Source organism: Lysobacter sp. A421, assembly GCF_054052145.1.
In genome coordinates this window covers 218,393-236,222 of the sequence record NZ_JBSVRL010000002.1, presented here as the reverse complement: position 1 = coordinate 236,222, position 17,830 = coordinate 218,393, and the positions used below count along the sequence as shown (strand labels likewise).

16 protein-coding genes are annotated in these 17,830 nt (G+C 63.1%); 4 read left to right on the top strand and 12 right to left on the bottom strand.

Annotated features, from left to right (window positions below; genetic code table 11):
- Positions 1-10: 10 nt before the first annotated feature.
- Both ACW7G6_RS06500 and ACW7G6_RS06495 read right to left on the bottom strand, forming a co-directional pair.
- Positions 11-451, bottom strand: coding sequence for a response regulator (locus ACW7G6_RS06500; protein ID WP_456977891.1), 441 nt, complete (start codon positions 449-451; stop codon positions 11-13).
- Positions 438-1,547 (bottom strand): ATP-binding protein, encoded by a 1,110-nt coding sequence (locus tag ACW7G6_RS06495; protein ID WP_456997832.1) that lies wholly within the window; start codon positions 1,545-1,547, stop codon positions 438-440. Before ACW7G6_RS06495 ends, ACW7G6_RS06500 begins: the two co-directional genes overlap by 14 nt.
- A gap of 117 nt (positions 1,548-1,664) precedes the next feature.
- Here ACW7G6_RS06495 and ACW7G6_RS06490 point away from each other — a divergent pair, with 117 nt between their 5' ends.
- From ACW7G6_RS06490 to ACW7G6_RS06480, 3 genes are read left to right on the top strand one after another with little or no spacing between them, the layout of a single operon-like run.
- On the top strand, positions 1,665-3,485 hold the full coding sequence (locus ACW7G6_RS06490) for an SLC13 family permease (protein ID WP_456977889.1): 1,821 nt from the start codon (positions 1,665-1,667) through the stop codon (positions 3,483-3,485).
- 32 nt (positions 3,486-3,517) lie between these two features.
- Positions 3,518-4,954, top strand: a complete 1,437-nt coding sequence (gene cls, locus ACW7G6_RS06485) for a cardiolipin synthase (protein WP_456997831.1) — start codon at positions 3,518-3,520, stop codon at positions 4,952-4,954.
- Between the two features lie 53 nt (positions 4,955-5,007).
- Positions 5,008-5,781: a pyridoxine 5'-phosphate synthase gene (locus ACW7G6_RS06480; protein ID WP_456997830.1), complete on the top strand. Its 774-nt coding sequence runs from the start codon at positions 5,008-5,010 to the stop codon at positions 5,779-5,781.
- 64 nt (positions 5,782-5,845) lie between these two features.
- On the opposite strand, the gene ACW7G6_RS06475 is transcribed toward ACW7G6_RS06480, so the two are convergent.
- The 10 genes from ACW7G6_RS06475 to dnaA form a co-directional block, all read right to left on the bottom strand.
- Entirely contained in the window at positions 5,846-6,247 is a 402-nt protein-coding gene (locus ACW7G6_RS06475; RefSeq protein WP_456977886.1) for an ExbD/TolR family protein, read from the bottom strand.
- Between the two features lie 22 nt (positions 6,248-6,269).
- Positions 6,270-6,689, bottom strand: a complete 420-nt coding sequence (locus ACW7G6_RS06470; protein WP_456977885.1) for an ExbD/TolR family protein — start codon at positions 6,687-6,689, stop codon at positions 6,270-6,272.
- Positions 6,690-6,727: 38 nt separating this feature from the next.
- Positions 6,728-7,480: a MotA/TolQ/ExbB proton channel family protein gene (locus ACW7G6_RS06465; RefSeq protein ID WP_456977884.1), complete on the bottom strand. Its 753-nt coding sequence runs from the start codon at positions 7,478-7,480 to the stop codon at positions 6,728-6,730.
- A 132-nt stretch (positions 7,481-7,612) separates the two neighbouring features.
- Positions 7,613-8,281, bottom strand: a complete 669-nt coding sequence (locus ACW7G6_RS06460) for an energy transducer TonB (protein ID WP_456977883.1) — start codon at positions 8,279-8,281, stop codon at positions 7,613-7,615.
- 150 nt (positions 8,282-8,431) lie between these two features.
- On the bottom strand, positions 8,432-9,736 hold the full coding sequence (locus tag ACW7G6_RS06455; RefSeq protein WP_456997829.1) for a tetratricopeptide repeat protein: 1,305 nt from the start codon (positions 9,734-9,736) through the stop codon (positions 8,432-8,434).
- Between the two features lie 121 nt (positions 9,737-9,857).
- Complete coding sequence (locus ACW7G6_RS06450; protein WP_456997828.1) at positions 9,858-10,661, bottom strand: M48 family metallopeptidase; 804 nt, start codon at positions 10,659-10,661, stop codon at positions 9,858-9,860.
- Between the two features lie 127 nt (positions 10,662-10,788).
- Positions 10,789-13,266 (bottom strand): DNA topoisomerase (ATP-hydrolyzing) subunit B, encoded by a 2,478-nt coding sequence (gyrB, locus tag ACW7G6_RS06445; protein ID WP_456997827.1) that lies wholly within the window; start codon positions 13,264-13,266, stop codon positions 10,789-10,791.
- A 185-nt stretch (positions 13,267-13,451) separates the two neighbouring features.
- Entirely contained in the window at positions 13,452-14,594 is a 1,143-nt protein-coding gene (gene recF / locus ACW7G6_RS06440) for a DNA replication/repair protein RecF (protein ID WP_456977879.1), read from the bottom strand.
- A 112-nt stretch (positions 14,595-14,706) separates the two neighbouring features.
- The gene (dnaN, locus tag ACW7G6_RS06435) at positions 14,707-15,807 is read right to left on the bottom strand and encodes a DNA polymerase III subunit beta (RefSeq protein ID WP_456962742.1); all 1,101 of its coding nucleotides are present in this window, start codon (positions 15,805-15,807) and stop codon (positions 14,707-14,709) included.
- Between the two features lie 245 nt (positions 15,808-16,052).
- On the bottom strand, positions 16,053-17,381 hold the full coding sequence (dnaA, locus tag ACW7G6_RS06430; RefSeq protein WP_456977878.1) for a chromosomal replication initiator protein DnaA: 1,329 nt from the start codon (positions 17,379-17,381) through the stop codon (positions 16,053-16,055).
- Positions 17,382-17,644: 263 nt separating this feature from the next.
- Here dnaA and rpmH point away from each other — a divergent pair, with 263 nt between their 5' ends.
- A complete protein-coding gene (gene rpmH, locus ACW7G6_RS06425; RefSeq protein ID WP_456962744.1) occupies positions 17,645-17,785 on the top strand; it encodes a 50S ribosomal protein L34 in 141 nt (46 codons plus the stop codon).
- Positions 17,786-17,830 lie beyond the last annotated feature (45 nt).

Here is a 17,830-nt window from a genome sequence, read left to right as displayed (position 1 = left end):
CCTGACCCGGTTACGGCGTGCGCGGGTGGTTCAATACCAACCAGTACAAACCCACCTGTTTGACCGCCCAGACAAACTGCTCGAAGTCGACCGGCTTCTGGATATAACTGTTGACGCCCAACGCGTAGCTGGCCTCCACGTCAAACGGTTCGGTGCTGGTGGTCAGCACCACCACGGGCAGGCTGCGGGTCGCCTCGTTGGCGCGCACCGCCTGTAACACCTCGCGGCCATCGACCTTGGGCAAGTTCAGGTCGAGCAGGACGATCGAGGGCAGGTCGGCCGGATCGCGATCACCGTGGGCGCCGCGCGCGAACAGATAATCCAGCGCCTCTGCACCGTCGCCGACCACGACCAGGCGGTTGGCGATCTTGGCCTCGTCGAAGGCAAGCCGGGTCAGCTCGACATCGTCCGGGTTGTCTTCGACCAGCAGGATGACCTTATGTGTCTGCATTGCATTCCCGGGCCCGCGCGGCGGGCAATTCCAGATAGAAGGTGGCGCCGGCGCCCGGCTCGGACTGCGCCTGGATGCGTCCGCCATGGCGATCGATGATGCGGTGGGCAATGGCCAGCCCCAGCCCATGTCCACCGCCGTCATCGGGGCCATGCAGGCGCTGGAAAGGTTCGAACAACTTGTGGGCGTACTGCCCGTCAAAACCGCAGCCGTGGTCGCGCACGTGCAGCTCCAGGGTGGCCCCCTGAACCCGACCGGCTACTTCGATCCACACCGCAGGCCGGTCACGGGAAAATTTCCACGCGTTGTGCAACAACTGGACCAGCAACAATTTGAGCAGATGCTCATCGCCGTGCGCCATCAATCCCGGCTGCACCACGATCTCGGCATTGCGCTGCGGGTCGGCATCCTGCAGTTCCGCTGCCACCCAGTCGGCGAGCAGGCTGATATCGACCGGCGCGTGCTTGAGTTCGACGCGGGTCGCACTCGACAGGTCGCTCAGCGCCGCCAGCAAGCCGCCCATGCCCTTGGCGGCGTTGCGGATCCGCGTCAAGTGCTCCTGGCTGGTCGGGTCAAGCGCGTCGCCAGTGCGATGGGCCAGCAGTGAGGCGAAGCTTTCGATCGACCGCAACGGCGCGCGCAGGTCGTGCGTGGCTGCGTCAACGAACAGTTGCAACTGGCCGCTGGCGACCTCCGCGTCGGCCGCGCGTCCGTGTTCGGCGGATACATCGCGCCATTGCATCAGCAGGTATTGAGGCGCCCCCTCGGGGTCTCGCAGTATCGCGACGTCGGCCTGCAGCCAGGCCGACTCACCGTCACTGCGCAGGTAGCGTAATTGCTGGTCGATGGTCGCGATCTGGCCGGCAACCAGGGCCGCCAGTTGCTCTCGCGCCGATGGCTCATCGTCCGGGTGAAGGCAGTCAAATGCCGTCCGACCGATCAAGGCGGTCGCGTCACGGCCCAGCATGCGTTCAACGGCCGGATTGACCTCACGCCAATGACCTTCCAGGTCGGTGATGCCCATGCCGATGACACAAGCCTCCACCGCCAGTCGGAAGCAATCATCGCCAAGTTGTGGGGGGCTGGGCTGGTTCATCTGCAGTACGTGATTCCGGCAGCCCCATTGTAATGGGATGGCCTGTGATGGTTCGGTGGCCGATCACGGAAGCGGCCACCGTGCGAAGGTCCGGTGTTGTACCGCACAATGGCCCCCATGGACTGGCTTCCGATAACCCTGCAGCAACTGACATTCCTGCTGATCCTGGCAGGCGGCCTGTACCTGTTCATCAGCGAACGGGTGCGCGTCGACGTGGCTGCCATGCTGATCCTGCTGGCGCTGGTGGTCACCGGAATCCTGGACGAGAAGCAGGCGTTGTCCGGCTTCGCCAGTGAGCCGGCCATCATCGTCGCAGCGGTTTTCATCATCTCCGGCGGGCTGGCAGCCACCGGCATCACCGAGCACATAGGCCAGTGGATCGGCCGCGCCTCGGGCAAGAGCGAGGCACGATCGATCGCGGTGACGATGCCGGCCGTTGCGGTGATGGCATCGTTCACCCATCACGTGATGGTGACCGCGATGATGCTGCCGATCCTGAGCCGGCTGGCCAAGGACAAGGGGCTGGCCCCATCACGATTGCTGATGCCGATGTCGCTGGCCGCTTCGCTGGGCACCTGCCTGACCCTGGTCAGCGCGCCGGCGTTCCTGCTCGCCGACAACCTGCTGGAACGTACCGGGGCGGAAGGTCTGGGGATTTTCTCGATCACCCCGATCGGCATTGCGCTGGTATTGATCGGGATGGTCTACATGCTGCTCACGCGCTGGATCCTGCCCAAGCGCGGCGCTGAGCTGGGCGATGAGGGCTACCTGCGGCTGGATCGCTACCGCACCGAGCTGCTGATCGTGGAAGGCTCGCGCTGGAGCACCCGGCCATTGGCCGAATTGCAGAAAGCGCTGGGCGACAAGTTCCGCATGATCGGCTGGATGCGCGACGACAAGTTGCGCCGCGACCTGGGCGATTCCAGTCCCCTCATCAGTGGCGACGTGCTGCTGGTGGAAGCCTCCGCGGACGCGCTGGCCTCGCTGCACGACGATACCGGCATCGACCTGCACGCCATCGCGCGCTTCGGGGCGCGGGCGACCGGCGAGGATGAAGGCAAGGCGCAGTTGGTCCAGGCCGTGGTCGCACCGGGTTCGGAGTTCATTGGTCGCAGCATCCGTGAGCTGGATTTCTCGCGTCAGTTCCGGGCCGTCATCGTCGGGTTGTGGCGGCGCGAAGGCCATGTCGCGCCGCGGTTGGCGGACGCCCGGCTGCGCGAAGGGGATTTGCTGGTGCTGTGGGGCCGGCCGTCGCGATTTGCCGAGCTGGCCACCCATCATGGCTTCCTCATGCTGGTGCCATTCGCCGGGGAGGCCAAGCGGCGGGTGCGCGCGCCTCTGGCACTGGTGATCCTCGGGTTGACCATCCTTGCCGCCGTGACCGAATGGCTTCCGGTGCCGTTGGCGTTCCTGCTGGGTGCCGTGGCCATCGTTGCGACCCGGTGCGTGGAGATCGGCCAGGCCTATCGGGAAATCGACGTCCGGGTGTTCGTGATGATTGCCGGCGTGATTCCGTTGGGCATCGCCATGGAGCAGACCGGCACCGCGCAATTGCTGGCCTCCGGATTGCGCCACGTGGTGGCCGGCTGGCCAGTGTTGGCGATCTTGCTGGTCCTGTTTTCGATGGCCGGCTTGCTGACCCAGATTCTTTCCGACTCCGCGACCACGGTGTTGTTGGGTCCCATTGCCGTCGAGCTTGCCCAGTCGCTGGGCATGGACCCCACTCCGTTCGTGGTCTGCACCGCGTTGGGGGCGGTGGTTGCCTTCCTCACACCGATCGGCCATCACGGCAACTTGCTGATCCTCGGACCAGGCCAATACCGGTTCGGCGACTTCCTGCGGGTGGGAGTCCCATTGACGGTTGTGATTGCATTCGTGTGCGCGTGGATGACCCGCTGGCTGTGGCTGGATGGGCCGCTGCTGCCAGTGTTGTTCTGATGGCACTCGCCGCGTGAGCCGGGGGGTACGCCGTGATCGACGTCTTGACTGAACTGTGGCGCGACCTGCTCGCCATTGAGCACCTCAAACTATGGCTGGCGGTGGGTTGGGCCAGTTATGTGGTGTGGTTGGGACTGTGGATCGTGTTGCAAAAACGCGAGCCGGCGGCAACCCTCAGCTGGTTGATCAGCCTGGCGGCCCTGCCCTACCTCGGGTTCCTGATCTACTACTTCTTCGGGCCGCAGAAGATCCAGCGGCATCGGCTGCGCCGGGTTCGCGCGCATGCCGCGCTGCCACCGCCACCACCCGGCCAGTCGCTGGATCCCGATGCGATCGAGCTGGCCCGGCTGGCCCAGTCAACGACCGGCCTACCCCCCACTACCGCCACCAGCGCCGAGTTGCTGGTCGATGGTGCGCAAACCTATTCGCAACTGCTCGCCGCCATTGCCCAGGCGCGCGAGCACGTCCATCTGGAGTACTACATTTACCTGCCCGACCGCACCGGGACTGCGTTGCGTGACGCGCTGGTCGAGCGGGCGCAGGCCGGGGTCAAGGTGCGCCTGCTGCTGGATGCGGTCGGGTCCGGTCGCGTCTCGCGCAGATTCCTGAAGCCCTTGCTGGACGCCGGCGGCGAGTTTTGCTGGTTTCATCCGATGCGCTTGCGCTGGTTCTGGAAGCGCCCCTGGCTGAACCTGCGGACCCATCGCAAGATCGTGATCATCGATGGTCGCACCGCCTTTACCGGCGGCATCAATATCACCGACGAGCAGGACGAACAGCTCCACCCCAATGCCTACCGCGATCTGCACGTGCGCCTGGAGGGCAACGTCGTGCGTTCCCTTCAACTGGTGTTTGTCGAGGACTGGGCCTACGCCACCGGCGCCGCGCCGTTGACGCTGGACCACCCGCCGCCGCAACCGGGCGGGATATCGGCACAAACCCTCGTGTCGGGGCCGGATTCGTCCTGGGAGGCGATCCATCGGCTGCACGTGGCCGCCATCCATTCCGCCACCACCCGTGTCTGGCTGATGACGCCTTATTTCGTGCCCGGTGAAGCCGCGATGATGGCGCTGACTTCCGCTGCACTGGGCGGGCTGGACGTCCGTCTGGTGCTGCCAAAGATGAGTGACAGCCGGCTGGTTACCCATGCGGCACGCTCGTACTTCGACGACCTGTTGGCCGCTGGGGTACAAATCTACGAGTACGGTCCGCGCCTGCTGCACAGCAAGGCCTTGGTGTGCGACGAGGATCTTGTCATCGTCGGCAGTGCAAACTTCGACCACCGCAGCTTTCGCCTCAACTTCGAAGTCTCGGTGTTGTTTCGCAATCGGCCGTTGGCGCAGCAGCTGGCGCAGCTGGTCGAGCACGAATGCGGAAACTCGGTGCGGGTCAGGGATGACCGGGAACGACCGTTGTGGCGCAGCCGGCTACCCGAAGCTCTGGCCCGGCTGGTATCGCCGCTGCTGTAGGGGTTCGTGTGCGCCCGCCGCGAAATCCCTGCCCGCCGCGTTATGCTTCGGCGATGACTTTCCTCAGTGTCAACGTCAACAAAATCGCGGTGTTGCGCAACTCGCGCGGTGGCAACCAACCTGACGTGGTGGATGCCGCGCGTGCCTGCCTGGATGCCGGAGCCCACGGCATCACCGTGCACCCACGTCCCGACGCCCGTCATATCCGCGCCGATGATGTGCTTGCGTTGGCGGAATTGACCGCCTCACGCGGTGTGGAGTTGAACCTGGAGGGCAATCCTTTCGCTCCCGCCCGCCCCGGTTACCCCGGGTTCCTGGCCCTGTGTGAGCGGGTACGACCCACTCAGGCGACGCTGGTGCCCGACGGGGACGGCCAACTGACCTCGGACCACGGCTTCGATTTCCGACGTGACGCGGAACGCTTGCGCCCGCTGGTGGACCAGTTGCACGGCTCGGGCTGCCGGGTCAGTCTGTTTGCCGATGCGTGGGACCCGGAGCGCGCCGCGAGCATCGAGCTGGCCGCACACACAGGCGCCGACCGGGTCGAGCTGTATACCGGCCCGTATGCCGAATCCGCAGCGGCTGGCAACAGCGGAGCGATGCTGGTCCGATTCCACACCATTGCCGCCCGGGCGCAGGCGGTCGGGCTGGGAATCAACGCCGGCCATGACCTTAGCCAGGACAACCTTCAGGCATTCGTGCGCACGGTGCCAGGCCTGCTGGAGGTATCGATCGGGCACGCCCTGATTGCCGAAGCGCTGTATGCCGGACTGGCGGCGACGGTACGCGGCTACTTGTCGATCCTGCAGGACGGCGATCAAGGCTGATCGATGTGGCAAAAAAAACGCCACCCGAAGGTGGCGTTTCCAAATCCACGGTAGCGCTTGACGATTATTTCTCGACGAAACCGATTTTCTTCATATCCGCATTCCTGGCCAGCGACAGCACCTGTGCCAACGTGCCGTAGTCGGCATCATCGTTGGTGTCGATCTCCAGCTGTGGCTGGTTGGTCGGATCGCGCGCGACTTCCGCTTTCATCATGCTCGCGATCGCGCTCAACGGGTACGGCGAGTTGTTCCAGAACACCTGGCCGGACGCCTCGATCCGCACGCGGATCGGCGGCGGGGGTTCGGACAACGGCGGTGGCTGGTTGGAACGTTGCGGCAGGTTGACTTCGATCGGGTAGGTAGCAATCGGCGCGGTCACCATGAAGATGATCAACAGCACCAATAGAACGTCAACCAGTGGGGTGACGTTGATATCGACCATCGCGCCGCCGGAGCTTGAACTCATGGACATTTCGTGTTCTCCGGGTTTATTGGGTGCGATCCCTGACAGCGATGAAGCCCACCTTGCGCATGCCTTGCGACTGCGCAACGTTCACCACGTCCTTGATGATGCGGTATTTGGTGGTCTTGTCGCCGCGCACGTTGATCTGAGGCTGTGGTGTCTTCTGGGCTTCGACCGACAGACGACTCTCCATCAACGATGGCGTGACCGGCTCGTCATTCCAGAACACCGAGCCGTCGGCCTCGATCGCGATCGTGATCGGCTGCACCTCCGGCGCCTCCTTTTTCGTATCTTCGATCACCACTTCAGGCAGCTTGACCTGGACTTTGTGCGCCATGAGCGGTGCCGTGATCATGAAAATGATCAGCAGCACCAACATCACGTCCACCAACGGTGTCACGTTGATCTCGGCCATCGGGCCACCGCTATTTGAACTGAAGGACATATCCGGACTCCAACCTCATGCCTGGGAACGCTGGTCTATCAGCGCTGGGACGGCAACTCACCCACCCGCGAACCGGTGGCGAAGAAGTCGTGCAAGTCGTGGGCGAAAGTATCGAAGCGGCTGTTCGTCACCTGATTGACGCGGGTGAAGAAGTTGAATGCCACCACTGCCGGGATCGCGACGAACAGACCGAATGCGGTCATGATCAGCGCCTCACCCACCGGACCGGCCACCGCATCGATCGACGCGTTGCCGCTCTGGCCGATACGGATAAGGGCGTGGTAGATGCCCCAAACGGTACCCAGCAGACCGACGAACGGCGAGGTCGCACCGACGGTCGCGAGTACGGTAAGTCCATTTTCAAGCTTCATCGACTCACGGGTCACCGACTGGCGCAAGGCGCGGTCGACGAACTCGGAGCGATTCAGCGATTCGACCAGGCGAGAGCCTTCGTTGCGCTGATGATGGGCCGCAGCCTGGGCCGCATCGAGTGCGATCTTGGAGAACGGCTCCGAGCTGCCCTGTTCTTCCATGTAACGGATGGCATCCTGCGCGTTGGTGGTTTCCCAGAACGTCTCGATGACCCGATCGGCCTTGGAGCGCAGCCGCGCACCCTTGATCAGGTTGACGACGATCCAGTAGATCGACAGCACCGAAAACAGCGTGAGGGTGAGGAATACGATCCAGGCTACCAGATCGAAGTTCTGCACCATGTGGGAGAAGCTCATCTGCTGGAACGCGTCGGCGTTGTTGCCTCCAGCAGCGGCAGCGGTGGTGGTTTCCTGAAGCATGACGCTTACCTTTGGATGTCGTGGAAGAAGGGAACTGCAAAGTCAAAGTACTGCAATGGGTGGTTCTGGGAATCGGTGTTGCCTGCGCAGGATGTTATCTGGACAGTTGTTGCGAAATCATTTGCTGCCAGGTCAATCAAGGGTGAAGTCCACTGGGACGCGAACCCGGCTGGCGACCGGAACCCCGTTACTGATCTCCGGAGCAAACCGCCACTTTCTGGCCGCCTCTATTGCGGCCCGGTCAAGATCGCGGTTACGACTGGACTTCTCTACCTCGATGTCCAACACGTTGCCCTGGGCATCGATACTGATGACCAGTATCACGGTGCCTTCGATTCCGCTTCGGACCGCAGAGGGCGGATACTTCGGCGGGTTCATGGCCCTGGACGACGGGTTGACCGAGCCCAGCGTGTCTTGTGGCGCCGGTGGTGCTGGCGGTGCCGGCGGTGGCGCCGGGACATCCATCGGACTCGGGTCATCGACGATGATGGGCGGTTGTTCCGGCGGCGGCGGCAACGGCGTCTGCTTCGGCGGCGACAACTCCTTGGGCGGAGTAATCGGCTTGGGCTGCTCCGGCGGCGGCGGCGGCGGTGGTGGTGGCGGCGGCGGTGGCTTGATGATGTTCACCATCGTCACCTCCTCCTCTGCCGTATCCACCGGAGGAGCTGCCATCGGCGCCAGCATCAACAACAACGCTGCGGCGTGCACGGCAATCGCGATGGTGATACCGGCGACACGCGCCCAGTTCAACCCTTCGCGGTCGTCTCGTTTCTTGGTTGGGATTTCCAGGTCTTGCGTCATGCGCCATCAGCTCGGGTGGGGGTGCCGGGAGCGTACGTAACGCCTCGGGCCGTCAAATGGTTTCCGCTGCTTTTGGGCGGCGGGAACCTCCTAGGATATATCAAACTCAACCGCTGATTCCAAGCGGCAATGCACGGTTTCGTGATGCGGTCAGCTTCCGGGCAGCGCAATGATCCGGTTGGCGTCTTCTTTCTTCTCGATGCCTTTTTCAAGCGCTTTCCTGGCGGCATCCTTCGCCTGGGAAATATGGTTTTCCTGATGCAGGACCTTGGCAAGGTTCAGGTACGTGCTTCCGTCGCTGTCCAGCGGGGCCGCCTTGTTGTACGCGTCGATCGCAAGATCGGGCTGGTCCGAGAAGTAGTAAGCCTGCGCCAGCGCGAGATAGGCCTGATGGTCGGGCTCCAGTGCGCCTTTTTGCATGCCCTCGTTGATCACGGCGATCACGTCCTTCTCGCGCCCGTCCATGTTGGCATAGGTCGCGTACAACACCTGGTATTCGTTACCCGTGCTGAGCTGACCGCTGGCACGCAGCTGCTCCAGGACGGCAATTGCCTTGTCGGGCATGCCGGCGGTCTGGTAGGTCGCCGCCAGGTTCATCTGGGCGCGCTTGTCGTCCGGTTTGGCGGCGGCCACTTTCTCGGCCATGCCGACCGCTTCGGCGTTGTTGCCGCCTTCTGCATAGACCTGCATGAGCAGCGCCTGCCACTGCGGGTTGGGATCGGCGCTTGCTGCGATCGCCCGCTCCATGGTCGCAGCGGCGTCCTCGTAGCGCTCCATCAGATACAGACCCTGACCCTGCATCATCAACGCGGTCGGATCCTGGCTTCCGGTCTCCTTGAAGAAGCGTTCAAACGTCGCCTGCGACTCCGGATACTGCTCCTGCTGCTGTTGCAGCTGGGCGAGGTTCAACATCACGTTGTAGTGGGCATTGTTGTCCAGCCCGTCCAACTCGATCACCTGCTTGTAGTAACCGATGGCGGCGTCCTGGTCATCCGCGTCGTAGGCGACCTGTCCGGCGAACTGGGCCGAGTAGGCCTTTTCATAGCTATTGCTTTTCGAATCGGTGAGGATTTCATCGGCGATCGCGCGCGCCTGGGCACCCTCGTCCGCCTCATACAGATCCATCATCTTGCTCATCTTGCGTGACGCGCTCGCGCTCGCATTGGTCTCGGGATTCTGCCGGGTTGCCTCGGGGTAGGCCTGCTCGACCTCGGCCCGCGCGTCCTGGCTCCCGCGAGTACTCCGATCCGTGCGTGCTTGCCTGGCGCCGCCGCGGCGACGCTCGGTCGATTGCTGCGCGGACGACGACGAGCCGGCCTGCGCCTCAGCGACTGCCGCTGTCGCACCGGCGTCGGGCGCCTGCTGCGTCTGGGCCGCTGCGACCCCACCTGCCGCAGCGAACATCGCGCCGATGGCAACGGCGAGCAGCCGCTTGGAGGACATGGAACCGTTCATTCAATCACCTTGGCAGCGATCGCTGCCAGAGGCTGCGGATCGGTTGGAGGACAGTGGACGAACAACCTAGCAGAAACTTATTGCGGGTAGAAGGTGCATTTCGTCCTAGCCTGATGCCGCCTTAACCGCATTTGGGAACGTGGCCGGCGGCGCGAGCTTGCTGATAGGTCGCCGCCAACCCGTCCGCCCGCGCATCCAGCTCCGCGATACGGCTCTGCGGATCGGGATGGGTCGACAGCCATTCGGGCGCGCTACCGGAGCTGGCACCGATCATGTTCTGCCACAGGTTCACTGCTTGCCCCGGGTCGAATCCGGCCTGTGCCATCAATCGCTGTCCGACGACGTCCGCCTCGGACTCCTGGGTGCGGTTGTTGGGCAGCAACAGCGCGGTCTGCACCGCCATGCCGCCAAGCTGCTGTGTCGTCTGCGCGGCGCCGCTCCCATATTGCGAACCGATCAACGCGCCCAGGACACCCAGCCCGGCCTGCGCACCCATCTGCCGGGTAATGCGCTCGTCATGGTGGTGGGAGATGACATGCCCGATTTCATGGGCGATCACCGCGGCCAGCTGATCCTGGTTCTTGGCGACCTTGAAGATCCCGGTGTAGACGCCGATTTTTCCGCCCGGTAGCGCGAAGGCGTTCGGTTCATCGTTGGCAAACAGCGCCACCTCCCACTGGGTTTTGTCGCCGCTCGCCAGCTGCTGGGTGACAGCATCAACCACGCAGCGCACATAGCGGGTCTGGGCGGCATTTTTGCTCTGGGGCAGTTTGGCCTTGTACTCGGCAAATGCCTCCGCGCCCATCTGGTCAAGCTGTTGCTGCGAAACTGCGCCAACCGCCTGGGTGCGGCCAGTGGGCGAGGTGGTGGTCGCGCAGGCGGCGACGACGGCCGCCATCGCAACGCTGAGGAGCAGACGCTTCATAAGTGATATTCCTTGTTTGCAATGCCTTCGGTGTAACCGTAGACCGATGAATGCCAGGTCAAGGCCACGCAGCGGGCGTCCGCGCGATGCCTGCACCGCGCGGTCCCACACTCCGGTGCACGACCGGTCAGATATCCAGGTTGCCCGCCTTCAGCGCGTTGTCTTCGATAAACGCGCGGCGCGGTTCCACCACATCGCCCATCAAGGTACTGAAGACCTGGTCGGCAGCCACCGCGTCCTCGATCTTCACTTGCAGCAGGCGCCGGGTTTCCGGATTGACCGTGGTGTCCCACAACTGCTCCGGGTTCATCTCGCCAAGGCCCTTGAAGCGCTGGATCTGGCGGCCTTTCTTGGCCTCTTCCAGCAACCACACCTGGGCCTCGGCAAAGCTGTCGATGGCTTGTTCGCGGTTGCCACGAATGATTTTCGCGCCCTCGCGGATCAACCCATGCAGCTGGGCGGCGGCCTCGCGCAACGGTCGCAACTCGCCGCCGGCAAACGCGGCCAAAGGCAGTACCTGCAGCAACTCCTCGCCCATGTGCGTGCGCTTGGCCACCAGCGCCGCAGGATGCGCATCGGTGGCGGCCTGCAGGCTCAACGCATAACGCGGCTTGCCCAACTGCTTTTGGTTGAGGCGCTGTTCCAGAAGGTCCAGCTCATGGCGTTCGTCGATGTTCTGTGACAGATGCTCGGCGTCCAGCGGCGTGAAATCGATCAACGCCTCGAGCACCTCGGGGTCGTAACGATGCGCATTGCGGGCAATCGCTTCGCGTGCGCTGGCGTAGGCAAGCAACAACTGCTCCAGGGCAACGCCGGTGACCGGTGGCTCACCTTCGGCCGGGATCAGCGCCGCGCCTTCGATTGCATTGCTGGCCAGGTAGGCGTTGAGCGCCGCATCGTCCTTGAGGTACACCTCGGTCTTGCCCTGCTTGATCTTGTACAGCGGCGGCAGGCCGATGTAGACGTAGCCGCGCTCGATCAACTCTGGCATCTGCCGGTAGAAAAAGGTCAACAGCAGGGTACGGATGTGGGCGCCGTCGACGTCGGCGTCGGTCATGATGATGATGCGGTGGTAGCGCAGCTTGTCGGGGTTGTATTCGTCCTTGCCGATGCCGGTGCCCAACGCGGTGATCAGGGTGCCGACCTCGGCGCTGGAAAGCATGCGGTCGAAGCGGGCGCGCTCGACGTTGAGGATCTTGCCGCGCAGCGGCAACACCGCCTGGTTCTTGCGGTTGCGGCCCTGCTTGGCCGAGCCGCCGGCGGAGTCACCCTCGACGATGAACAGTTCGGACAGCGCGGGATCCTTTTCCTGGCAGTCGGCCAGCTTGCCGGGCAGGCCGGCAATATCCAGGGCACCCTTGCGACGGGTCAGGTCGCGCGCCTTGCGGGCGGCCTCGCGGGCACGGGCTGCATCCAGGATCTTGCCGGTGATCGCACGGGCTTCAACCGGGTGCTCTTGCAGGAACTCCTGCAAACGTGCACCGAACGTGTGCTCAACTACCGGTCTCACGTCGGATGAGACCAGCTTTTCCTTGGTCTGCGAGGAGAAGCTCGGATCCGGCACCTTGACCGACAGCACCGCGATCATGCCTTCTCGCATGTCATCGCCCGACAAGGTCACCTTGGCCTGCTTGGCCAGCCCGGACTGCTCGATATAGTTGGTCAGGGTGCGGGTCAGCGCGGCCCGGAAACCAATCAGGTGGGTACCGCCATCCTTTTGCGGGATGTTGTTGGTGTAGCAGAACATCGTTTCCTGATAGGCGTCGGTCCACTGGATCGCCACGTCCACGGTGATGCCATTCTCCTCACCGGTGACCGAGATGACGTTCGGGTGCAGCGGGGTCTTGAGCTGGGCCAGGTGCTCGACGAACGAGCGGATGCCGCCCTCGTACTCGAACACGTCCTTTCGCTGTTCGCCGCGTTCGTCCTGCAGGGTGATGCGAACCCCGGAATTGAGGAAAGACAGCTCACGCAGGCGCTTGGCGAGGATTTCGTAGTGAAACTCCACATCCGAGAAAATCGCGGTGGCCGGCTTGAAGCGCAGGATGGTGCCACGCTGGTCGGAGGCTTCCAGCTTCTTCAGCGGGTACAGCGGCTCGCCCAGCGAATATTCCTGCCGGTGGTGGAAGCCATCGCGCCAGATATCGAGCCAGAGATGCTCGGACAAGGCGTTGACCACAGATACGCCGACGCCGTGCAGGCCACCCGATACCTTGTAGCTGTTGTCGTCGAACTTTCCGCCCGCATGCAGCACGGTCATGATGACCTCGGCCGCAGAGACGTGTTCTTCCTTGTGCAGGTCGACCGGGATGCCGCGCCCGTTATCGGACACCGCAACCGAGCCATCCTCGTGCAGGGTGACCACGATATCGTCGGCGTGGCCGGCCAGGGCTTCGTCGACGGCGTTGTCGACCACCTCGAACACCATGTGGTGCAGCCCGGTACCGTCGTGCACGTCACCGATATACATGCCTGGACGTTTGCGTACGGCCTCCAGTCCACGCAAGACCGTAATCTTGCTGGAATCGTAGGTTTGCGACGGCGAGGTAGCGTCCGGCTGGGTTTCGCTGCGGATCGGGGAAGGATCGTGTTCGATCTGGGTCATGCGGCAACAGGCTCCGACGACGCGGCCGCCAAGTACGCGGCGGCGTCGAAACGCAAGGGAAAACGTAGCTCAGTATAGCAGGCAGGACGAGTGTCCTTGCGCCTTGCCGCGGATTTGACGGCCCGGCGCCCGGATTGGCATTCAGGCAGCCGCATGGGCAGCGTGGAGCGCCTCCTGCGGTGGAACTAGACGGTATCGCCTGCGCTCAGCACACCTTGTTCCACGTGGAACAAGGTGGCATCGATGGACAGGGCAGCCAGCGCTGCGGGCCGCTCGGTTCCAGTGATGAATACCTGCGCGCCACTGTTTGACAGACGCTGAAGCACACGTTGCTGATGGTTACGGTCCAGCTCCGAGGACAGGTCGTCCAACGCAATCACCGGCCATTCCCCACGAGTCGCCGCGTAATGGCCCGCTTGCGCCAGCAAGGCGGACAACGCGGTCAGCTTTCCCTGCCCGCGAGACAACGCGTCCCGACCTGGCAGCGAACCAAACTGGATGCGCCAATCGGCACGGTGCGGCCCCAGCGAAGTGAAGCCCGTCTGCAGGTCCCGGTCACGGGCGAGCAGCAACGCATCGGCAAGAGGAAGGTCATCGCGTCGCCAACCCGGCTGGTAGTCCATCGTGACACCCCCCAATGCCGGCGCCAGATCCGCCGCGACCTCGCTGAACAGAGGCTGCAGAGCGGACAGATAGGCGTGTCTGTACCTGGTGAGCGGCTCACCTGCCTCGGAAAGCTCACGATCCCACGCGTCGATCTGGGAGTGACCAGAGCGGGATTTCAACAACGCATTGCGTTGTTTGAGGGCCCGGGAGTAGCGCCGCCACAAGGGGAGAAAGCCCGGTTCCACGTGGAACAGTCCCCAATCAAGGTAGCGCCGGCGAATGTCGGCGGGCCCTGTTATCAGTGCGTGACTTCCTGGCTCAAACGTAACCACCGCCAAAGCAGCACACAGTTCTCCCAGGTGAGACACGCCGGCCCCATCCAGCCGGCCACTCCAGTCTTGCCCGCTATGGCGCAAACCGGCTTTCCGCATCCGGATATCACCGTCAGGGGCTCCCGTCGGCAGGAAGTGCCCCCCGGAACGGCTTCTGGTCAGTTCCTGCCATTCAACAAAAACCTCCAATGTGTCATCCCCATGCCGGACCAGCCCGTCGCGCACCCGACCGCGGAAGCTGCGCCCGTAAGCCATCAAATGCAGTGCTTCAAGGATGCTGGTCTTGCCTGCGCCGTTATCACCGGTGATCAGGTTCACCGTTGGGCCAGGTTGCAGCAACAGTTCCTGAAATCGCCGCAGGTGCCGGATATCAAGGCGGGTTACACGCATTGACCGCACCTTAAGCCAATCGCCGCGCGGCAGAAACCACTACGCCCGGACAAACCGGGCGTAGTGGCAAGGTAAACGCGTTCCACGTGGAACATGTGGGGTACGGGGTCCGTCAAAGCCTGAGCGGCATCACCACATGGCGGCAACGCTCGTTGTCGGCCTCTCGCACCAGGGCCGAAGAGTTTGCATCACGCAATGCCAGCACCACTTGATCGCCCCTCAGCGCTGACAACGCGTCCAACAGGTAATTGACATTGAAGCCAACCGCCAGGTCGTCGACCTTGGTATCTGCTTCCACTTCTTCCTGCGCTTCTTCCTGCTCAGGGTTGTGCGCACTGATCTTGAGCTGGCCCGGGGAGACCTCGATGCGGACGCCCCGGTACTTCTCGTTCGACAGGATCGCTGCGCGCTGCAGGGAAGCACGCAGCACTTCACGGTCAATCCGGACTTCCTTGTCGGCGCCGATCGGGATCACCGCTTCATAATCGGGGAATCGTCCGTCGATCAACTTGCTGGTGAAGGTAACGTCGTCACGCTTGACCCGGATGTGGCCGCGGCCCATTTCCAGTTCCAGCTCGCGGTCACCGCCTTCCAGCAGACGTTGCAACTCGGTCACGCCTTTGCGAGGAACGATGATCTGGCGCTTGGTCTGGGCGTTACCCTCGTAGGGCGCCTCGCACAGTGCCAGGCGGTGGCCGTCGGTGGCTACACAGCGCAGACTCTCTTCGCGCAGGTCGAACAGCAGCCCGTTGAGGTAGTAGCGGACGTCTTGCTGGGCCATTGCGAAGGCAGTGCGTTCGATCAACTCCTTCAGCGTTGCTTCGGAGACCTGCACCCGTTCGGTGGCCTCGACCTCGTCCAGCGAAGGAAAATCATTGGCCGGCAGGCTGGCCAGGGTGAAACGCGAACGTCCGGCTTGCACGGAAAGCTTGTCCCCGCTTTGGGACACCGTGATCTTGCTGCCATCGGGCAGGGCCCGAACGATATCGAACAGCTTTCGCGCCGGAATTGTGGTTTCCCCATCCTCGGCTTCGTCCACCGCCACTCGCGAGACCATCTCGACTTCCAGGTCGGTGCCCGTCAGAGACAGCTGGCCGTCCTTGACCTGGGCCAGCAAATTGGCCAGGACCGGAAGGGTCTGTCTGCGTTCGACCACGTTGACGACCTGGGCCAACGGTTTGAGAAACACTTCTCGTTGCAGGCTGAAACGCATTCGGTCCTACCCCTATGCCCAATACAAAAGAATGTATAAATCAAAAGCCTGGTGGTGGTGGTGTTCGGGAATATCCGGGATAACCATCCCAACCTATTGATTTAACTAGATTAACCGCCAATCTAAAACCTGGTACAACTGCCGCTTCAATGAAGCTTGAACCTGTGGACAAGTTTTGACCCGTACCCCGACGTGCGAGTTATCCACAACTTGTACCCCAGTGCTGCACACCGTTGCCGGAGGGACTACTCACTGAGTTTACGGATCAATTTTTCCCAGTCTTCATGCATCTTTCCGTCCGTTTCCATCAACGTCCTGATCTGTCGGCAGGCGTGCAGCACGGTGGTGTGATCACGTCCGGCAAACGCGTCGCCGATCTCCGGCAGACTGTGTTCGGTCAGCTCTTTGGTCAACGCCATGGCCATCTGCCGTGGGCGCGCGAGCGAACGTGTCCGTCGCTTCGACAACAGATCCTTCATCTGGAGACCGTAGTAGTCTGCCACGGTCTTCTGGATGTTGGGGATGCCGATGGCCTGTTGCTGTGCGCGCAGCAGGTCACGCAAGGTTTCCTGGGCGAAATCGATGGTGATCGCGCGACCGGTGAAGTTGGCGCGGGCGGTCAGTGTGTTGAGGGCGCCTTCCAGGTCACGGACGTTGGACCGCATCTTCTTGGCCAACAGGAATGCGACATCCTCCGGGATCGCCACGCCGCGTTCCTGCGCCTTGGACAGCACGATCTGGGCGCGGGTCTCGAAGTCAGGCGGATCGATCGCCACGCTGAGGCCCCAGGCCAGACGCGATTTCAATCGGGGTTCCAGCCCCTCGACCTCGCGTGGGAACCGGTCGCAGGTCAGGATGATCTGTTGCTTGCCGTCGAAAAGCGCATTGAAGGTGTGGAAGAACTCTTCCTGGGTACGGTCTTTGCCGGCAAAAAACTGGATGTCGTCGATCAGCAAGGCGTCGACGCGCTGGAAATGCCGCTTGAACCCGTCCATGGCCTTTTCCTGCAAGGCCTTCATCATGGCGCTGAAGAACTGCTCGCTACGCAGGTACATGACTCGCGCGGCGGGGTTGTTGGCACGCATCAGGTTGCCGGCGGCAAACATCAGGTGGGTTTTGCCCAGTCCCGTGCCGCCATACAGCAGCAGCGGGTTATGGCCCCGCTCACCGGGACTGAGTGCCGCCTGCATGGCGGCGGCACGGCCCAACTGGTTGCTGCGCCCCTCGACGAAATTCTCGAACGTGTAGTGGTTGTCCAGGTTGCCGTTGAACGGCTCGATCGCAGCGCTGCTGATCGGGCGTACCGGGGAGGGCACCAGCGCGGCGGGCATGGCTTCGCGCGGCAATGAGCCGACTTCCAGGCTGACATCGCCATCGCCGGAAAAATGCGCGAGTAATTCGCGGATCCGCCCCAGGTAGCGCTCCCGCACGTGCTCGACGACGAACGCGTTGGGCGCAAAAAGCACGGTAGCGCCGTCGCGGCGGCTGGCTTGCAGTGGTTTGAGCCAGGCGTGGACGTCCTCGGCCGGCAATTCGGCCTCGAGTCGTTCCAGGCAGTGGGGCCAAGCGTCCATAGGGTCTTTCATGCAATGGCGAAGATCGGCGTGTGCGAGGATGGGCATCGCGCCGCGCGGATCAAGGTTGTGGCGAGCCAGACTAGCACGCAGCAGAACCGGGCGATGACGCGGCGCAGGTGCCGCAGCTGGCCGGCTGTGCGGCGCGTTGCAGCGGCTGGACGCGCCTGGCGCAGCGGCCCGGATCGCCGCCATTTGACCAGCCCGCTGAATCCTCGTTAGACTTGCCGGTCTTATTCCGCCGTAAATGCAGAACCGCAGCCATGTCCACCAAGCGCACCTACCAACCCAGCAACCTCAAGCGCAAGCGCGACCACGGCTTCCGTGCACGCATGGCGACGGCCGATGGCCGCAAGATCCTGTCGCGTCGCCGCGCCAAGGGTCGCAAGCGTCTCTGCGCCTAAGCGCAGGTGATGTCGCAACGGCAGCCCCTTGCCGCCGTTGACGTC

Bases quoted from the DNA above. Each gene is read 5' to 3' on its own strand.
- ACW7G6_RS06500 (WP_456977891.1), bottom strand. From the start codon at position 451: ATGCAGACACATAAGGTCATCCTGCTGGTCGAAGACAACCCGGACGAT.
- ACW7G6_RS06495 (WP_456997832.1), bottom strand. From the start codon at position 1,547: ATGAACCAGCCCAGCCCCCCACAACTTGGCGATGATTGCTTCCGACTG.
- ACW7G6_RS06490 (WP_456977889.1), top strand. From the start codon at position 1,665: ATGGACTGGCTTCCGATAACCCTGCAGCAACTGACATTCCTGCTGATC.
- ACW7G6_RS06480 (WP_456997830.1), top strand. From the start codon at position 5,008: ATGACTTTCCTCAGTGTCAACGTCAACAAAATCGCGGTGTTGCGCAAC.
- ACW7G6_RS06475 (WP_456977886.1), bottom strand. From the start codon at position 6,247: ATGAGTTCAAGCTCCGGCGGCGCGATGGTCGATATCAACGTCACCCCA.
- ACW7G6_RS06470 (WP_456977885.1), bottom strand. From the start codon at position 6,689: ATGTCCTTCAGTTCAAATAGCGGTGGCCCGATGGCCGAGATCAACGTG.
- ACW7G6_RS06465 (WP_456977884.1), bottom strand. From the start codon at position 7,480: ATGCTTCAGGAAACCACCACCGCTGCCGCTGCTGGAGGCAACAACGCC.
- ACW7G6_RS06460 (WP_456977883.1), bottom strand. From the start codon at position 8,281: ATGACGCAAGACCTGGAAATCCCAACCAAGAAACGAGACGACCGCGAA.
- ACW7G6_RS06455 (WP_456997829.1), bottom strand. From the start codon at position 9,736: ATGAACGGTTCCATGTCCTCCAAGCGGCTGCTCGCCGTTGCCATCGGC.
- ACW7G6_RS06450 (WP_456997828.1), bottom strand. From the start codon at position 10,661: ATGAAGCGTCTGCTCCTCAGCGTTGCGATGGCGGCCGTCGTCGCCGCC.
- gyrB (WP_456997827.1), bottom strand. From the start codon at position 13,266: ATGACCCAGATCGAACACGATCCTTCCCCGATCCGCAGCGAAACCCAG.
- recF (WP_456977879.1), bottom strand. From the start codon at position 14,594: ATGCGTGTAACCCGCCTTGATATCCGGCACCTGCGGCGATTTCAGGAA.
- dnaN (WP_456962742.1), bottom strand. From the start codon at position 15,807: ATGCGTTTCAGCCTGCAACGAGAAGTGTTTCTCAAACCGTTGGCCCAG.
- dnaA (WP_456977878.1), bottom strand. From the start codon at position 17,381: ATGGACGCTTGGCCCCACTGCCTGGAACGACTCGAGGCCGAATTGCCG.
- rpmH (WP_456962744.1), top strand. From the start codon at position 17,645: ATGTCCACCAAGCGCACCTACCAACCCAGCAACCTCAAGCGCAAGCGC.